The sequence below is a fragment of the Rothia nasimurium genome (assembly GCF_928392795.1).
GTDB lineage: Bacteria > Actinomycetota > Actinomycetes > Actinomycetales > Micrococcaceae > Rothia > Rothia nasimurium_F.
This window is the reverse complement of record NZ_CAKMTJ010000003.1, coordinates 129,288-144,466: the sequence shown is the minus strand read 5'-3', so window position 1 is coordinate 144,466 and position 15,179 is coordinate 129,288. Positions and strand designations below refer to the sequence as shown.

The 15,179-nt window shown below is 56.8% G+C and carries 14 protein-coding genes and 2 tRNA genes; 2 read left to right on the top strand and 14 right to left on the bottom strand.

Annotated features, from left to right (window positions below):
* Positions 1 to 925: 925 nt before the first annotated feature.
* From L6963_RS04750 to L6963_RS04720, 7 genes are all read right to left on the bottom strand, one after another.
* Entirely contained in the window at positions 926 to 1,366 is a 441-nt protein-coding gene (locus L6963_RS04750; protein ID WP_237206758.1) for a hypothetical protein, read from the bottom strand.
* A 201-nt stretch (positions 1,367 to 1,567) separates the two neighbouring features.
* Positions 1,568 to 2,341, bottom strand: a complete 774-nt coding sequence (locus L6963_RS04745; RefSeq protein WP_237206757.1) for a hypothetical protein — start codon at positions 2,339 to 2,341, stop codon at positions 1,568 to 1,570.
* Positions 2,342 to 2,495: 154 nt separating this feature from the next.
* Positions 2,496 to 3,512, bottom strand: a complete 1,017-nt coding sequence (locus tag L6963_RS04740; RefSeq protein WP_237206756.1) for an AAA family ATPase — start codon at positions 3,510 to 3,512, stop codon at positions 2,496 to 2,498.
* Positions 3,509 to 3,811: a hypothetical protein gene (locus L6963_RS04735; RefSeq protein WP_237206755.1), complete on the bottom strand. Its 303-nt coding sequence runs from the start codon at positions 3,809 to 3,811 to the stop codon at positions 3,509 to 3,511. The genes L6963_RS04740 and L6963_RS04735 overlap by 4 nt, the downstream gene beginning before the upstream one ends.
* The gene (locus L6963_RS04730) at positions 3,804 to 4,031 is read right to left on the bottom strand and encodes a hypothetical protein (RefSeq protein ID WP_237206754.1); all 228 of its coding nucleotides are present in this window, start codon (positions 4,029 to 4,031) and stop codon (positions 3,804 to 3,806) included. The genes L6963_RS04735 and L6963_RS04730 overlap by 8 nt, the downstream gene beginning before the upstream one ends.
* On the bottom strand, positions 4,028 to 4,267 hold the full coding sequence (locus L6963_RS04725; RefSeq protein ID WP_237206753.1) for a hypothetical protein: 240 nt from the start codon (positions 4,265 to 4,267) through the stop codon (positions 4,028 to 4,030). The genes L6963_RS04730 and L6963_RS04725 overlap by 4 nt, the downstream gene beginning before the upstream one ends.
* 23 nt (positions 4,268 to 4,290) lie before the next feature.
* Positions 4,291 to 4,635, bottom strand: a complete 345-nt coding sequence (locus L6963_RS04720; protein WP_237206752.1) for a hypothetical protein — start codon at positions 4,633 to 4,635, stop codon at positions 4,291 to 4,293.
* Between the two features lie 519 nt (positions 4,636 to 5,154).
* On the opposite strand from L6963_RS04720, the gene L6963_RS04715 reads away from it, so the two are divergent.
* The gene (locus L6963_RS04715) at positions 5,155 to 5,835 is read left to right on the top strand and encodes a helix-turn-helix transcriptional regulator (RefSeq protein ID WP_237206751.1); all 681 of its coding nucleotides are present in this window, start codon (positions 5,155 to 5,157) and stop codon (positions 5,833 to 5,835) included.
* 15 nt (positions 5,836 to 5,850) lie between these two features.
* Positions 5,851 to 7,017, top strand: a complete 1,167-nt coding sequence (locus L6963_RS04710; protein ID WP_237209117.1) for a tyrosine-type recombinase/integrase — start codon at positions 5,851 to 5,853, stop codon at positions 7,015 to 7,017.
* Between the two features lie 98 nt (positions 7,018 to 7,115).
* Here L6963_RS04710 and L6963_RS04705 read toward each other — a convergent pair.
* The 7 genes from L6963_RS04705 to dnaG form a co-directional block, all read right to left on the bottom strand.
* Positions 7,116 to 7,192: transfer RNA gene (locus tag L6963_RS04705), tRNA-Ile, on the bottom strand.
* 93 nt (positions 7,193 to 7,285) lie between these two features.
* The gene (locus L6963_RS04700; RefSeq protein ID WP_237206749.1) at positions 7,286 to 8,773 is read right to left on the bottom strand and encodes an LGFP repeat-containing protein; all 1,488 of its coding nucleotides are present in this window, start codon (positions 8,771 to 8,773) and stop codon (positions 7,286 to 7,288) included.
* 274 nt (positions 8,774 to 9,047) lie between these two features.
* Entirely contained in the window at positions 9,048 to 10,256 is a 1,209-nt protein-coding gene (locus L6963_RS04695) for a glycosyltransferase (protein WP_237206748.1), read from the bottom strand.
* Positions 10,257 to 10,463: 207 nt separating this feature from the next.
* A complete protein-coding gene (locus L6963_RS04690) occupies positions 10,464 to 11,333 on the bottom strand; it encodes a phage holin family protein (protein ID WP_237206747.1) in 870 nt (289 codons plus the stop codon).
* 119 nt (positions 11,334 to 11,452) lie between these two features.
* Positions 11,453 to 12,748, bottom strand: coding sequence for a M20 metallopeptidase family protein (locus L6963_RS04685; protein WP_237206746.1), 1,296 nt, complete (start codon positions 12,746 to 12,748; stop codon positions 11,453 to 11,455).
* 355 nt (positions 12,749 to 13,103) lie between these two features.
* Positions 13,104 to 13,176: transfer RNA gene (locus tag L6963_RS04680), tRNA-Asn, on the bottom strand.
* 96 nt (positions 13,177 to 13,272) lie between these two features.
* Positions 13,273 to 15,177: a DNA primase gene (dnaG, locus tag L6963_RS04675; RefSeq protein WP_237206745.1), complete on the bottom strand. Its 1,905-nt coding sequence runs from the start codon at positions 15,175 to 15,177 to the stop codon at positions 13,273 to 13,275.
* Positions 15,178 to 15,179 lie beyond the last annotated feature (2 nt).

The window sequence follows — 15,179 nt, the reverse complement described above, 5'->3', positions numbered from 1 at the left end:
GGGGGTCAGTGGAGCTTATACCCTTGCCTGTTTTATGGGCAGGTGCGGGTGTGTCTTAGGCGTATGCACAATCTGCATGCCCTTGTTGGCGGTGCCGCCATTATCGGCGCAACTAGGCAAGATGGGGGCGTATGTCTCTCGTCCCTTGTTTGCCCTCTGGGGTGTAGGGTGGTTCCTTTTTCCCAGCGCCGGGAATATGGGTGTGACTAGGTGCGGTGAGGGGGTGAGTTTCAGTTACCCCCTTTTGCTGGTGGGCTTGTAACCCGTACGCGCTGCGGCTTGCTATGTACGGGCGGTAAGACCTGTTGCCGGTGGGGGGGCTACCCCCTGCCCCTGGTGTCAGGGTTCAAAACCTGCGGGTTGCCGGTTTCGAGGTGCTGGCCGAGGACTAGGGTGGTGTCGGGATTGCCGACATCATAGACCCCACTCAGAAACAGGGCTAGGTGGCCTCGGGATTGCCGAGGGTATCACTCATTCAAGGAGTAGGGGCGGTGTACTGACTCCCGGTGCTGGGTTAGTGGTGGGTGGTTGATTAACCTATCGGCGGTCTGTATCGTTGCAGTTACAACGGGCTGGTTACCAGAACGTTGCCAGCATAGGCCCCCGCTTTTTGGGGGTCTTTTTGTTTGCCCTGAAACTACCCTCAACTGGGCTGGGCTGGGCTAGTGGTGGGGGCGCTCGCCGCCTGTGCGCTGGCTCCCGGCTCCCGGTGCTGCGTGCTCTTCTGCGGGGCTGGAATAGGCTGGGCGGCTTATTCCCCGTAGGTGCTGTGTTTGGGGCTGTGGGCGTTAATTCTGGCTCGTAGGCGGGGCGCTGGGGCTGGTGATGTGAGACTGTGAGACGCGTTAGAAACACCTGTGAGGGAATGTCACTATACCCGTAGGGGGTGACAGGTGGGGGAGGGGGGTGCCCCCCCGGGGTAGGGTTAGGCGCTGGTGTCGCTGTGTTGCTGCTGGCAGAAGATGGAGCAGAACGGGCCAGGGCTATTCTCTGGTACGAGATCAGCACAGACCGGGCAGGCTTCAACGCCGGTGGCAGCAGGCTGCGCCGCTTCTGGCTGACCCTGGGCTAGTACGGCTCTTATCTGTCCCAGGGTGGCGGGTGTGTGGCGGGGTGCGTAGTGGGGTTGGGCGCTCCATAAGAGGGCGGCGGCTTCGAGGTGCTGCGCACGTTCTAGGTGGGCTGCTGCTGACTCCCAGATATGGGCCTTGATAGAAGCCAGAGCCTCTAGGGCAGTGCGGGCAGCTGCGGCACGGTAGGCAGGGTGGGCGCTGGTGGCGTAGCCGGTCAGGGCGGTAGCGAGGTGGGTTAGTTCGGTATCGGTCAGAGCCGGGGCCGGTGGGGTCTGCTGGCTGGTGGTGCTCATAGTTCCCAGATTAACAGGGGTGGGCGGTGTTGTGTTCCGGTCATGGCACCAAAAAGCCCCCCACGAATGGGGGGCTAATCGCGAAACATCTATATGAAGAAAGGAGGACGGCAGCCCACTGAAGCCGAATGATTTAGGCTACCGTCACCACCTCAATTTTAACACCGGCCCCCGCTAATTAACAGGGGCCAGTGCCTCGGCTTACTTCTTCTTGTTCAGCCAATACTCATACACGGGAATGTCTTCCTGTGCCTCGTCTCCGAGCTTCTGCAGCATGGCCTCGTATGCCTTGTGTTCGGCTTCAAATTCTTTGGGGCTCTTCCAATAGAGCTCAACCATTCCGCCGGGCTTTGGGCGTTCTCCCATTGCATCGCGCACCTTAGCCCAGGGTTCGCGGGGGTCTCCCATAAGGGTCGGTGCCGAATATCCTGCATGCATTGCCCCACGGGTAATAGGGTGGCAGTACTTCGGGATCTTGTAGCCTGCGAGGGTTCGGGCCAGGTCGTATAGCTCGTATGCGACTTCTGCGGGTTCTGTTAGGTCAGTAGGTTTAGCGTCCTTGTCCTCATGCCAGGTTGCGCTCTTGCCTTCTACCTTTTTGTTGAAGCCGAGACGGGCGGCCTCAAAGTTAGCTTCGATGTAGTCGCATAGGGTCTTGGTATCTTCTGCCCGTACGACGTCTCGGGCTTGGGCCGTGACCCTACGTATGGCTTCTACTTCTGCGCTTTCCATTCTTACGCGGTCGAGGGCGATTTCTCGAATGTGTTCTACAGCCTCGGCCGGGTTGCCTGCTAGAACGGCGTCGAGGGCATTCTTAGCGGGGTCGGAACGAACATGCAGCTTTGAGAGGGTTTGCTCTAGTTGGGCGTTTTTCAGAGTAGGCATGCTGAGATCTGCAAGGGTGGCGATGTTGCGCGCCATTTTGAGGACTTGGCTGTACTGCAGGTCGCTGATGTTGGAGGTATCGATTTTCATAGGGGTTTCTCCTTATGGTTGGTGTCCGTTGTGTCCGGAATGTCCTTTTGCCTAGTCACAACGGGGTAATTTGGGTTAGATGATTCCGTACAAGGTGTACGGTTGTACGGTTCCTTTTCTGGTTCCGTACATTCCGTACACTTCGTACACCTAGTTACAGCTCATCGAGCAAGCCAGGTTCAGGCAGGGCCGCATACTTACCTCGCTCTGTTTTCTGGATCCGGCCCATCTCATGCAGACGGCGGATATAAGTCCCCACCTTTTCAGGGTCTTCTCCCAAAGCAACGGCAATATCTTTCGGGCGGTGAGGCTCGGGGTACTTGTTGAAGTGCTCCAAGATCCTTGTTTGCAGATCTCCAAGAACCCCCATTTGCTCACTCTCTCGGGCAGCTGCAGCAGCTTCTTTCAGGTCGTTACCCACAAGGCTCCACGCCCCGTTTTCAAAGCTGATTGCATACTCCCCCTCGGGAATTTCACGACTCGTCACCTGCAAGCGAGCCTGCCCCTTGCCACGGTCACGGCTAATCATGAGCGTTGAGTCAGCAGCACCGGCAAGGCCCTGCGTCCCACTGATAGCCCCGAGAAAGTCGCCGTCACTGCCTCGCTTATTGGTGTGGTGCACGATGATTAGCGACGAACCGGGGTAATCGTCTACGTGCCGTTTCAACCGGGCAAGGTCGTTATAGTCCTTGCCGTAGGCGTCATTCCCGGTATGCACCCCACGGGCACGCCCGAGGGTATCGACGATGATTAGAGGCTTCTGGGCCCCTCGCTCTGCGAGGTACGCCCGGATTGCTTTATCAACGCTCGAAAAGGTCATGTCTACCAGAAATGTAAGGCTGTAGAAGTCATCGCTGGGCTCAGAGACTCCAATCATTTTCAGGCGATCTTGCAAACGGCGCGGCCCATCTTCAAGAGCCAGATAGAACACCGGGCGCTGCTCAACCTTGATTGACCCGAGGGCGTACCCTCCCGTTACGCAGGCAACAGCAAGGCCCAGCACAAACCACGACTTACCGATTTTGGGTGACGCTACCAGCAGCGTTAAGCCCTCGGGCACCAGACCCGGCACCGTGAACTCAATGGGTGGGTAGTTCGTTGAGAGCACCGTGTGAGCTGAAAAGGCGAAGTCGAGAGGGTGAGGCGCTGTTGCCGGATTAGGTTGGTTCAAGAAGCAACACCTCTCACATAGTCAAGGTCTTCGTTGGTGAGCAGACGAGGGGCGTCGATACGCTCAGTGAACGGTACACGCTCGGCCAGAGTCTTCCCGAAGCGGGTTAGCTGGGCGATGTACCCCTGTAGGTTCAAGTCCCAGTGCAGGCGCTCTTGTTGCCGCCCAACCGCGCACCCGGCCACATAACCGGCCTCGAAGCTCTCCAGGTCAGTTGCTTCTGCTCGGGCCTGCAGAGCTAGCCCTAGTGCTGTGTCGAACTCTTGCAGCTCATGGGGCTGGAAGATGTGCTTAGGCATGGGTGGCACCCCCTGAGACGAGGGTATGGACGATAACGCTACAGATTTCGCAGGTAGGCATTGCCCACAGGCGGCGGATAGCGTCGGGTGTGCTGGTGTCGCTGGGCTCGTCGGGCCAGGTGTACCCGCACAGTGCCACGATCTCCCCTAACCCGTTACGGTATTGTGCGGGGTCGAGTAGGTGCTTGTAGTCCTGCTGAGTTAGGGTGCGGTGGGTCATTGCTTGCCCCCTGTGCTTCGGGCGTATTCAACGAATGCCTGCAGCTTGTCGGTGTTGCGGGTCGCTTGTTCGAGCATGTACTCAAGCCCGGCTCTTGCAATAAAGGGTTCTGGGCCGCGTCCGCTGTTCATGACCCGTGCCCACTCGTTTGCGATGAAAATAGCTTGCGTGCCGAAGACGTCGCTAATTCCGTAGTGGTCGCACATGGCCTCGATATGCGCTTGCAACTCTGCCATAAGTTCAATCTCGCTCTGGGGCATTAGCGTGCCGCCTGTTCTGCGAGGGTGAGCTGTTCGGTTTCGCGTTCTGCCCACCAGTTCAGCAGGCGGGTTAGAAGCGCTCGGACTTCTTGCTTGCTAGCCGCTTCGAGACAGATTTCGATGTGATAGGCAGAGTCTTTGAGGGGGTTGATGGGGTCGAGAAATGCCTCGAAGTAGTACTCGTCGCCGCCATCTTCAACGGCCCCTGAGTAGTGGCCTACTGCTGTTGTGGGCCGGGTGGGGTCGGGAACGTAGGTGTAGCCGGTTGGGGGTACGAGGTCTTTGATGTTCTGCAGGCTGAGAAAGGTAGCCTCGGCTTCGGTAATACTGGTATTTTGGGTCATAACTGAACCCTCCTTACTTCGGTAGTGCTATGCCTTTTGGGGCGTAGCGGGTTTGGTTTCTTCGAGGGCGAGTGCAGCAACCTGGTTTGGCGATTTGGTGCTGTGCTCGTCCTTTTTTGCAGGCTCTTCGAGCCGCTCGTTCGTCAGCTGGGGGCTCGGGGTTCTTTTCATCGAGTCACCATGTGGTCTTGCTCGTATGCCTGCACGTCCTCCAGGTAGTACCGAACGAAACGCCCAACCTTGAAATAGCGGGGTATATCGCCTTTCATGCGGCGGGTTCGTATGGTCTGGACGGCCATATTCCACCGTTTCGCAAGAGCTGGATCATCGAGAATTACAGATCTTGCTTGACTCGTTTCCTCCAAGAGAGCGGAATAGGTGGGGTTAGACTCCAACATATCAATACCTCATTTCAATGATTTTCATACATGGTTTTCATGTCATGAACTATCTAAACACACCCACCAGAAACATGCAAGTGATGTTTTGAAAACTATCGAAACGATGTAAAGTCGAGGTATGAACCAAATATCAGACGACCAAATAGGCCAAAATCTCCGGCATTTTCGCGACGGCATGAAGCAAGCAGACCTAGCAGACAAAATGAGGGAGCGAGGGTTTACATGGTCACAGAACACCGTCTATCAGGTAGAGAGCGGCAGCAGGCCAATACGTCTCACTGAGGCACAGGCACTTAGCATTATCTTGGGCTTCCCTCTTGACGCATTGTTCGTCGCGCCAATAGATAATGAGCTAGAAAAAGTAGTTGAAACCCAGATCGAAGAACTAGAAGAAGTCTGGAATCACTACGTAAAAGCGATTCGCCTATTGCGATCCGCCTGCCATAGTTTTTTTGAGCAAGAACCAGCTGGGTTGTCCGAGGCTGAGTCTGAGGAACTCAGAATAATCAAGCGTGCAAAACAGGACGAGTGGGTACGCTTCAACTTCTGGCAGGGGTTCACAGAGGTACTTGTTAAGGACGCCTTAGTTCGTCATGGCTTCGAATGGGAACCCCTCGAATATTACAACTTCGAAGAGGACGCAACGAACGAATTTGGAGTTGATAGAGCAGTCGGCTTCAAGATTGCAGAAGACCTATTCAAGATTAACGAGCGTAAAGAAATGGAAGAGGCCATAAAGAACTTCGACCCCTCTACAATCGATTGGTTTTCACCACAACAGAATGCAGAAGATAAGTAGAGAGACATAGACCCTATGCCCCGCCCTCGTTTGTCGCCGGGTACTTACGGCAACATCTACAGCACCCAAAACCCCAACGGCACCTGGACAGCCAAAGCCCGCTTTCGTGACCTCGACGGCAAAACCCGCCTCATCGAGCGCACCGCCCCCAGCAAGGCAAAGGCCGAACTGAGACTCAAGGAGCACCTCACAGAGCGGGCCCACCAACACCAGAGCAGCGAACTCAAAGGCACCTCCCCCGTCTCAGTGCTGGCCGCCCAATGGTGGGAGCACTACGAAGAGCAAGGCAAGGGGGCCGTGCAGACCGTCCGCATGTACCAGGACGCCCTACGCCTGCACCTACTCCCCCGCCTCGGTGAGCTCACACTCAACGAATGCACACCCGGGCGTCTCACCCTGCACATGAAAGGTATAGCTACTGACCACGGCTACGCCTCAGCAAAGCGGGCGAAGTCTGTTCTCTCAAACATGTTCAAGTTCGCCGTGAGTCGGGACGCAGTGACCCGCAACCCGGTGCGAGATGTGCAGCTCCCCGCCCAGCCTAAGAGCCAGGTAAAGGCCCTCTCGTACTTCGAGGCGGTCAAGCTCAGAGAGCAGCTTACAGACGATGTGCGGGCCGTCCTGGACGTCCTGCTGGGTACAGGGTGCCGAATTGGTGAAGTCTTGGCCCTGCGCTGGGAAGACCTGGATCTAAGGCCGGGACGTTCTAGCGTCTCAATCAACGGCACCCTAGTGCATGACGAGAACGGCAAGCTCGTTAGGCAGTCTCACCCGAAGTCTAAGACTTCCGAGCAGCACCTCTTTTTGCCTGAGTTTGTTGCTGAAATGCTGCGTGACCGCAAAGAGAACCACTTGCCCCCGCACGCCCGCACGACGGCGTGGGCGGTGCCCTCTGCCTACGTATTCCCCTCGACTATCGGCACGGCGTGGGAGCCGAATAACTTCCGCAAGAAGTGGCGGGCACAGGTGGCTGCTGCTGGTTTCCCTGGCTTGAAGCCGCATGAGATCAGAAAGACGGTTGCAACCTATCTAGCGAACGCAGAGGGAATTAGCGCGGCGTCCTTGCAGCTGGGCCATTCGAGCGAGGCTATTACAGAGCAGCACTATGTTGCACGTAGTCGTTTCGCTCCGGATATGTCAGGGCTGTTGCAGGCGTTCGGCAACCCTGCTGTGGGGGTCTAGCGTTTTTGAAACCGTTGGGTATTCGTTGGGTGAGCCGTTTTTCTACCCGATAAAAAGAACCCCGCTTGACCTGTTTTACCAAGTCAAGCGGGGTTTTTTGGTAGGGCCTGCGGGGCTTGAACCCGCGACCAAGGGATTATGAGTCCCCTGCTCTGACCAGCTGAGCTAAGGCCCCACAGCGCCAGGTTCTAGCGAACTGGCACTGCCTCTAAGAATACCGAAAAGTCAGGCAGAGACCAAAAACAGCAAGTCACGGTTCGCGAGAGCCTTAGCGGACTCGTTTCACCCCACCAGCCTCAGTCCACCGCAGTTCAGCACCGCTAGAGAATCTCAGGGTCACGCTACCGTCTGCCTGAGCAGTCTCATCAGTTACAGGGAAACCCAAGGTACTTGTATAGCCGTTATTAACCCAATACCAATAAAGCGCACCATGAGCAGCCACCTTACGAGTACCCGTAGCCGGTGACCAAACCAACCTAGTCTCCCAACCATTCTGCGCCCTAAACACCTGCTGCGCTCCCCCAGGAATAGCCTCTTCGTCAGTAATCGGGAAGCCCAGAGTAGTAGCATGCCCCAAACCTACCCAGCGGCTAAAAATAGCACCCTTGCCGTTCATCGTCCGCGTTCCGGTAGCAGGTGACCAGTAGAAACGAGTTTCTTTCCCGTTGAGGCGGAACGTCTGACGCGCCCCATAAGCATAGGCGGTCTCGTCCTCACTGGGGAAACCATAAGTACCAGTACCACCCTCTCGAGTAAAACGTCCACCGATACCACCGGCCTCCCACACCACATGAGTACGATGATGCTCAGGAGTCCAATAGAAAGCGAACCGACGCCCATCAGCAAGAGCAAACTTCTGCATCGCACCACCGGTGATAGCAGTCTCAGCAAAAACCGGGTACCCATACCCGTTCTCATAACCACCAGCACGGTACCTTGCACCAATACCACCTGAGAAATAAACGGGGTAGGCCCCGGTCCGCGGGGTCCAGTAGATAGTGTAGTTTTTTGCAAAAGTCTGGCCTACACCACCATCGCGCAAACGGAATTCAGCGCTTGTGGGTGCCCCAAAAGTACCGGCTGCTCCGTGGGCGTAATAGTAGGCACCGATAGCGCCGATGAGAGCGTACGGGGAACTTGCAGGACGCTGGGGAAGAGCGTTATCAAGAATGGATGCGAAGTTATAGTTGTAGTGGGTAGTACCTGGCAAAATTGTGAGCTGTGCGTTATTGAAGCCAGCTGATTTATACACGCGATGCCCGTCCTGAGCAGCACCTAAAGCTGACCAGGTTGCTGGCCAGGTAACGCCTTTGCCATCTAGCTCGCCCACGTACCATCGAAGTGAAAAGTTCTTTGCCCCGGAGGAAGGCCACGTCTGCATACCGTTGCTGTTACCGCCACCGACCATGATGGATCCGCCACCGCTACGCCATGAATCTTGCCGGTCCGCTAATAGTTCAAAACCGGTGATTTCGGCGCCACCTGAATAGCCAATAGTCCAGACATTAGACCGGTCAATACCGGCTGACTCGATAAAGTTCTTGGCGAAAGCACGGAACCAGTCACCGTTGTAGTTCATCGACTGCCACCAGGTTATGCCGTCGCCTGAAGCGTCTTTATCAGGTGAGATAACAGGAACAAAGACCATGTTCCGTTGGTTAGCTACCCGAGCCATCGCAGTTAAATCCGCATTGTTAGGGAAATAGACTTTGGACTGATCTGAAGTCCAGTAGTCACCATCAAGGTAGAAAACCACTCCTACCGGCCGTGACCAGTCAATATTGTTGGCATAGACGTGGTATTGAGAGCTTGTACCGTAAGCAGAAAAGGTAGCGAAGGTCCGATTCGTAGTTACGGCTTGTGCTTCTGATATTGGTGCAAGGCTTAAAGCGCTAACAGCCAGACCAGTCGTTACAAAGGTAGTGGTTATTTTCTTAAGACGAGAGAGAGAGAGAGAGAGAGAGAGAGAGAACAAAATGGTTACCTCTAGTAGTGTGTTTATATGGTATTTCTAGGCTTCTTCGATAAACCTAGCACCTACCGTCAAGAAACTCTCGATACAAGTTGTCAGACACGTACAGGGATTCGAAAGTCTCCCAGGTTTTCTCAGCGGCATGACGGGCTACCATCTGGTGGGAGCACTCCCCCATGGCCTTGCGCTCTTCAGCTGGCAAGCTCAAGATATCAGCTAGCCGAGCAGCCAGCTCAACGGTATCGCCCGGTGTAAAGAGGTAACCGTTCTTGCCCTGATCCACCAGGTGCGGCAACGCCAGAGCATTAGCAAGAACCACCGGCTTAGAAGCACTCATAGCTTCGAGGGTCACGAGCGACTGCAGCTCGGCAGTACCGGGCTGGCAGAAGACATCGGCGCGCAGGTAGCCCGCGCGAAGTTCCTCATCGGACACGTACCCCAAGAAACGCACCCGGTCAGCTACACCGCATTCTGCGGCCTTGGCCTGCAAATCAGAAAGAATCTCGCCGGTTCCAGCAATCTCAAGCACAGTTTTCTGCCTTAACTCAGCAGGAAGAAGCGAAAAACCCTCAATGAGCACATCGATATTCTTCTCTACGGCCAGGCGCCCGGCAAAGAAAATACTCAACTCGTCAGCAGCTTTATCGATCACTTCGCCCGGGGCAAGTTCATAATCAGAGCTTTGAATACCGTTTGATACCGGCATCACCGGCCGGCGGAACTTACCGGCGCTTTCCATGGCGTCAGCACCGATTTGGGTGGGAGTGGTGACTACGGCAGCCCGGTTGAGAACCCGGCGCATATCAACCCACGAAGCCTTAACCACCAGCTCATTACCAGCCTTACCGAACGGTAAGAAAGGGGTGATATTTTCGGGCATCACGTGGTTGGTAGCGATAACTCGCACACCGCGTTTAGCACCTACACGAGCTAAAACTCGGCCAATGATGTAGTGGCACTGAATATGAATCACATCGGGCTGAATCTCCTGCACCAGGCGGTCTGCCTCGGCGTAAATTTCCCAGGGGAAGTTCAGGCGCATGTAGGGGTGGGTAATTACCTTGTGCGAGCGCATGCGGTGCTCGACGATGCCGTCTACCGTGTGACGGCTGGTGACGCCTTTTTCCTGCTTGGGTGCCATCACATGTACGGTATGGCCGCGTTCGGCCAGAGCGTGGGCGAGACGGGATGAGAACTGAGCGGCCCCATTAATATCGGGTGGGTAAGTATCGGCGCCAATGAGGACGGTCAGAGGCTTATCAGCCATGCAGGGGCCCTTTCGAGGTCTCTTCGTTCGGTACCCCACTGACCTTACCGGGTTTTTGGGGCCCGCGCATCAGCCGCACAGCGGAGTTCGCCTGCCCCGGGCGTCCGCTCTTTCTCTGGGCAGTAAAAAGCCCGCCCCGGCAAGTGGTGCCGGGGCGGGCTTGAGTGCAAGGACGCCTATGCCGCCTCATCCGAGGCAGGGCGGGTCTTACTTGCGGCGGCTAATGAGCTTGCCGAGGAAGACGAAGAAGGCTCCCAGGGAAGCTGCCAGGGTTGCAAAGGACTTCCAGTGGGCCTGCAGGGTCTCGGGGTTCGAGGCGTTTGCGGCCAGCTTCTTACCACCGTCAACGGCGGTAGCAGGAGCGTTCTTTGCTGAGGTCTTGGCATTCTGCACCAGGCCCTGGGCGCCAGCCTGTACGTCACGTGAGTAGGTCTCGATGTCGTCGCGCAGGGTCTTGAGGTGCTCACGGCGCTGCTTGGTGCGCTGTAGGAGCTGTTCCTTGCTGGGGGCAGGGGTAGCGGGGGTCTGCTGCTCGCCGCCGTCCTTCTTGTCGTCGGTCTTCTGCTCGGTCTTCTTGGCTTCTGCCTTTTCTGCCTGCTCGCGCTTGAGGCGCTTAGCGGTCATGGCGGAGCCTTCCTTGAGCACGCCAAGGTCGTAGAGCAGACCAAAAATGGCTGATTCAGGCTTGAAGGGTAGCTGGGACTTAATCATCTTGAAGCCCACGAAGCCAGCGATAGCGGCCAGGAGCAGGAAGAGGACGAACAGAACCAGAGCTGCAGCCCAGTTGGGCATGATAGCTGCCAGACCAACGTAGGCCAGGATAACCAGGGCGATTGCCATGAAGAGGGCAAAGACCAGGGCTACTGCTGCAACAGCGGCGCCCTTGCCCAGGGCGATGCCCTTTTCCTTAACCTCAATCTTGGCGATCTGGATTTCGTCTTTGAGCTGTTTAGGGGCCAGGTTGGTGAGCACCTTGCCTGCGTCAGCCACGTTCGTAACGCTAGCTTTGATGTTGTTGAAGCCAGCGCGCAGACCCTGGGCTCGACGTGAGCCGTTCAGGTCGTTGGGAGTGGTCATGTGCCACCTCTCTTTGTGTCGATAAGCGTGCTTGCGTATTACGTCAACCAAATAGTAAGTTTACCGGCTTTAAGGGCTTGTGGCGACTGCGCCCCGATTTGTGATGCGATTATTGGCTCTTAGTCTTGCGCTGCTTCGAGATGGGCCAGTGCAACCGCAAGATGCATTCGGACGCCCGTGATGAGGGCTTCATCATTAGCGTAGAAACGCGGTGAGTGATTGGGAGCAAAACCGCGTCCGCCATCAACAGGTTCTGGCATAGCACCCGAGCCGAACTTCACGTCCTGAACACCCAGCAGGGCATACATACCGGTGTACCGGTTAATGAACTCAGAGACGTCGTCGTACCCCAGTGACGCTGGCACTGCAAAGACATGATCCGGGTCTGCCGCTGCGCTTTCCAAAGCAGGGCGCAAGACCTCGACCGTTTCAGGCGCGTTAACCACAGCCGGAATTTGCTGCAAGAACTCGACGGTAGCGGTACAGTCGTAGGCTTCTGCGATATGGGTAGCTGTACGGGAAATCTTAGTGTTGACGGCGTCCATCAGTCCGTCTTTCAGACAGCGCACGGTGCCCCAGAGGGTTACTTTTTCGCCGATGATGTTGAAACGCCCCTGATCTTCAACATGTCCAATGGAAATAGTAAACGCGTCTTTAGCATCTATCTGGCGGTAGATTTGCCCCATGGCGCTGATAATGTCTGCAGCCGCTGGCATCGGATCTCGCCCCGCCCACGGCGATGAACCGTGCACCTGCTCACCGCACACAGTTATCTTGACCATTTCAGATGAAGCGTGCTGCACACCCGAGGTCCATCCCACATAGCCACTTGGTGCAGGAATCACATGCATACCAAAGGCCAGAGTTGGCTGGGGGTCAAGTGAGTCAAAAGCCTCATCAGCTAGCATGTAGGCAGCGCCGCCCTCTTCTTCCACGGGGGCACCCTCTTCAGCTGGCTGGAAAACGAAGTAGATGGTTCCGGCGAGTTCCTCCCGATGCTCTGTGAAGGCACGCGCTGCGCCCAACAGCATGGCGACGTGGCAGTCGTGACCACAGGCGTGGGCAACAGGGAAGGGACCACCGGGGTATTTTTCATCTACTGCTTCAGAGGCATAGGGCAGATCGGTTTCTTCTTTGACGGGCAGGCCGTCCATGTCCGCCCGTAACAGAACGGCCTTTTCTGAGGGGGCACCCCCTCGCAGGGTGGCGATGATTCCGGTTCCGCCGATGTTCTGCTGTATGTCAGTATCTGCGAAGCCCATATCCTTGAGGCGTTCAACAATGTAAGCCGCTGTTTTGGTCTCGCGGTTTGAAAGTTCTGGGTGCTGGTGAAGGTGGTGACGCCAGGTGATGACGTCTTTTTCGTTTCGAGCGGCGGTGGCGTAGAGGTCGTTGAGAAGTTGCTGGTCAGACATTTCCTATTCCTTTATCTATGAACTATGGAACAGTTCACATGCTACGCCTCTTCGCACAAAGCCACCACCCTTAGTCGATACAAGACAAGGCTTTAAGCAAATGTGGCACTGCTTCCCAGATGTGGCAGTGGCGCCGCAACATTTGGGGGCCAGTGCCACATATGGGGAGCGTAAGCATACAAAACAGCCCGGCCATAGGACCGGGCTGTTTATTTGCTCCCCCGACTGGACTCGAACCAGATGAGGCGAACTTTTCCGAGCGCGCGAGGAAATAAAAAGTTCGCCGAATTCCGAGCGGAGCGAGGGGTTGCTGGTTAAAGCAAAAGACCCAGCCGAAGCTGGGTCTCTATTACTGCTCCCCCGACTGGACTCGAACCAGTAACCCTTCGATTAACAGTCGAATGCTCTGCCAATTGAGCTACGGGGGAATGTTGTTTGCGGTGTTTCCATCGCTGCAACGAGTAATAACTCTACACGGGGTTTTCACCCCGTGCAAATCAAGATTGAGTTAACTGCATCACATCTTAGTCTTGGCCTTGCATTTTGCTGCGGCGGCGGAGTTCGAGGGTGAGGAGTTGCTGTTGGATCTCCCGGTAGGCCTCGGCATCGTTCTGGGGCGAGAGGCGCTGAAGCTGCATCAGTAGGTCCGATTTTTGCCGGGTGATTTCTTGTTCGAAGAGGCGGTTGAGTATGTCGCGGGAGTAGCGGTTGAGCTGGTCGTCGGTGCGGGCGGGGATGGGGGCGACGGTGAGTTCTGCGATGAGCGCGTGGACGGGTTCGGGGGCATAAGCTCGCACGGTATTGACCCAGGTGGCTCCGGGCTCAGGGGCGATGGTGGAGGCTGCCCCGATGATGCCCTGGGCGATGCCGCTGTGGGCCCGGTAGCGGTAGTGTACGGTGGCTAGTTCTTGCCACTGTTCGAGGGAGAGGTATTGGGGGTATTGCAGCACGATTTCGAGGGCTTCGCGTTCAGTGCGGGCTGCGGGGTCACGCAGGTCGGGTAGGTCGTAGGGATCCTCAGCGGGGGCGGGGGTCTCTTCTGCGGCGGCGCGGGCGGCTCGTTCGGCTTCTGCAGCCTCTGCCCTTTGGCTGGCGGACGCCTGCGGATTGGCTGCTGCAGCGCTCACGGCTCGTTGGACTTCGGCGGCGTCTAGCCCTAACTGCCCTGAAACTTGCCGTACGTAGGCTGGCCGCAGGGCGGCGTCCTTGATTCCGGCGATGATGGGGGCGATGGCGCGCATGCCGCGCACGCGCCCTTCGAGGGTTCCCAGGTCGTAGTTGGCGAGGGTGGCGTCGATGGCGAATTCGAAGAGCGGACGCCGGGAGGCGATGAGGGAGCGTACGGCGGCGTCCCCGCGGGCTAGGCGCAGGTCGCAGGGATCCATGCCGTCTTTGGCGACGGCGACGAAGGTTTGGGCGACGAACCTCTGGTCTTCTGAGAAAGCAGCCAGGGCGGCTTTTTGACCGGCGGCGTCGCCGTCGAAGGTGAAGATAACTTCGCCGCCGGTGCCGTCGTCGGAGATAAGACGGCGGACGATTTTGATGTGGTCGGTACCGAAGGCGGTGCCGCAGGTGGCTACGGCGGTGTCGATTCCAGCTAGCTGAGCGGCCATGACGTCGGTGTAGCCCTCGACGACCACAATCTGCTTCTTCTTGGCGATAGGGCGTTTGGCTAGGTCAAGCCCGTAGAGGACCTGTGATTTTTTGTAGAGGGCGGTCTCGGGGGTGTTGAGGTATTTAGGCCCCTGGTCGTCGTCGAAGAGGCGGCGAGCGCCGAAGCCGATGGTTTCGCCGGTGATGTTGCGGATGGGCCAGATGATGCGCCCGCGGAACCGGTCGTACAGACCCCGCTGCCCTTCTGAGAACATACCGGTTTCGCGGAGTTCCTCGGTGGTAAAGCCCTTGTTCATGAGGTATTTGAGCAGGTTATCCCAACCGCGCGGGGCAAAGCCCACCCCGAATTTTTGGGTGGCTGCGGGGTCGAAGCCGCGGGCGCCGAGAAACTTTTGGGCTTCAACGGCGGCAGGGGTGTAGAGGTTTTTTTGAAAGAACTCCGCTGCAATCTTGTGGGCATCGAGGAGGCGCTGGCGGCGTCCGACCTCTTCGCGGCTCATGCCGCTACCCTGCTCGTAGTGCAGTTCGTAACCGATGCGGGCGGCGAGTTTTTCAACGGTTTCGGTGAAGGAGGTGTGGTCCATTTCCATGAGGAAGCTGATCACATCGCCCGATTCGCCACAGCCGAAGCAATGGTAGGTGCCCATCTGGGGGCGCACGTGGAAGCTGGGGGTGCGCTCATCGTGGAAAGGGCACAGGCCCTTGAAAGAGCCGATACCGGCGGATTTGAGGGTTACGTACCCTTCGATGATTTCGCGGATGTCGGTGCGGGAACGCACCTCGTCAATGTCTTCTCGTTTGATTAAGCCTGCCACGG

What these genes read in the sequence shown, in the direction of transcription:
- L6963_RS04750 (WP_237206758.1), bottom strand. Translation starts at nt 1,366, where the DNA reads ATGAGCACCACCAGCCAGCAGACCCCACCGGCCCCGGCTCTGACCGAT.
- L6963_RS04745 (WP_237206757.1), bottom strand. Translation starts at nt 2,341, where the DNA reads ATGAAAATCGATACCTCCAACATCAGCGACCTGCAGTACAGCCAAGTC.
- L6963_RS04735 (WP_237206755.1), bottom strand. Translation starts at nt 3,811, where the DNA reads ATGCCTAAGCACATCTTCCAGCCCCATGAGCTGCAAGAGTTCGACACA.
- L6963_RS04730 (WP_237206754.1), bottom strand. Translation starts at nt 4,031, where the DNA reads ATGACCCACCGCACCCTAACTCAGCAGGACTACAAGCACCTACTCGAC.
- L6963_RS04725 (WP_237206753.1), bottom strand. Translation starts at nt 4,267, where the DNA reads ATGGCAGAGTTGCAAGCGCATATCGAGGCCATGTGCGACCACTACGGA.
- L6963_RS04720 (WP_237206752.1), bottom strand. Translation starts at nt 4,635, where the DNA reads ATGACCCAAAATACCAGTATTACCGAAGCCGAGGCTACCTTTCTCAGC.
- L6963_RS04715 (WP_237206751.1), top strand. Translation starts at nt 5,155, where the DNA reads ATGAACCAAATATCAGACGACCAAATAGGCCAAAATCTCCGGCATTTT.
- L6963_RS04710 (WP_237209117.1), top strand. Translation starts at nt 5,851, where the DNA reads ATGCCCCGCCCTCGTTTGTCGCCGGGTACTTACGGCAACATCTACAGC.
- L6963_RS04695 (WP_237206748.1), bottom strand. Translation starts at nt 10,256, where the DNA reads ATGGCTGATAAGCCTCTGACCGTCCTCATTGGCGCCGATACTTACCCA.
- L6963_RS04690 (WP_237206747.1), bottom strand. Translation starts at nt 11,333, where the DNA reads ATGACCACTCCCAACGACCTGAACGGCTCACGTCGAGCCCAGGGTCTG.
- L6963_RS04685 (WP_237206746.1), bottom strand. Translation starts at nt 12,748, where the DNA reads ATGTCTGACCAGCAACTTCTCAACGACCTCTACGCCACCGCCGCTCGA.